The following is a 992-nucleotide window of genomic DNA, read 5'->3' as shown; positions in this document are numbered from 1 at the left end:
CTCCAGAGTTTCGGCAACGATTACGCCTTTGCCAGTCGCTAAACCGTCGGCTTTAACAACAATCGGGGCACCTTTTTCTTTCAAGTATGCTAAGGCAGGTTCTACTTCCGTAAAATTCTGGTAGTCGGCAGTAGGTATGTTGTGGCGAGCTAAGAAATCTTTAGTGAAAGCTTTAGAGCCTTCTAATTGAGCCGCACCTTTTGAAGGGCCAAAGCAGCGAAGGCCTTCTGCTTCAAAATGGTCAACAACGCCGTCAACTAAAGGCGCTTCTGGGCCGATAATGGTAAGTGCGACTTGATTCTCTTTGGCAAAATCAGACAGCGCTTGAAAGTTCATAACGTCAATGTCGACATTGCTTAATTTGCTGTCTGATGCGGTACCAGCATTTCCTGGTGCAACAAAAACTGTTTCGACGTCTTTATTTTGTGCAGCTTTCCAGGCAAGAGCATGTTCTCTGCCGCCGCTGCCAATGATAAGAATATTCATAGCGTAACCCGATCTAATAATAACTTAATAGCCAGGCGGCTTACGGAGTCGCCTGGAGATGGAAATGGGCGCAAGGATACCTTATTCGAGAGGAGATATAAAAAATAATTGTTCGTAAAATGGGCAAGAGTGGTTTTACGAACAACCAACTCTTATGAATGCTAAGCAGAGTTTGCAAGTTGGGCCAGCTTCTCTCTAGCTTGGTCGCGAATCGGCACAGCCTTATGTTCTTTGTTGTCCATTAATACAAAAGTATTGCTGGCATCTGCGATAATCGTGTTGCTACCTTCCAAGTAGATAGTTTGATCTATTTTACAGCTGGTATTACCTATGCGCATTACCTTGGTATGGATCTCGAGCTGATCATTGAAGAGGCATGGGTGACGATAGTTTATATTGCTATTTACCAAGGTCAGTGTCAGATCAAGCTGTGAGAAAAACTCTATGGCATTGAAGTTTTCAAACAATACCCAGCGAGCTTCTTCGAAAAAGCGGGTATAGCCGTT

At 44.1% G+C, this 992-nt stretch carries 2 protein-coding genes; both read right to left on the bottom strand.

From position 1 onward, the window contains the following. On the bottom strand, positions 1 to 486 hold a 486-nt coding region (locus A3761_RS01815), incomplete at its 3' end, for a phosphoribosylamine--glycine ligase (RefSeq protein ID WP_369808149.1). A gap of 161 nt (positions 487 to 647) precedes the next feature. Next, a partial coding sequence (locus tag A3761_RS01810) for a thioesterase family protein (protein ID WP_068749691.1) occupies positions 648 to 992 on the bottom strand: 345 nt, incomplete at its 5' end.

It is taken from the genome of Oleiphilus sp. HI0123 (assembly GCF_001635315.1).
The sequence above is the reverse complement of the archived record's forward strand: the minus strand, read 5'-3'. Positions and strand labels throughout refer to the sequence as shown.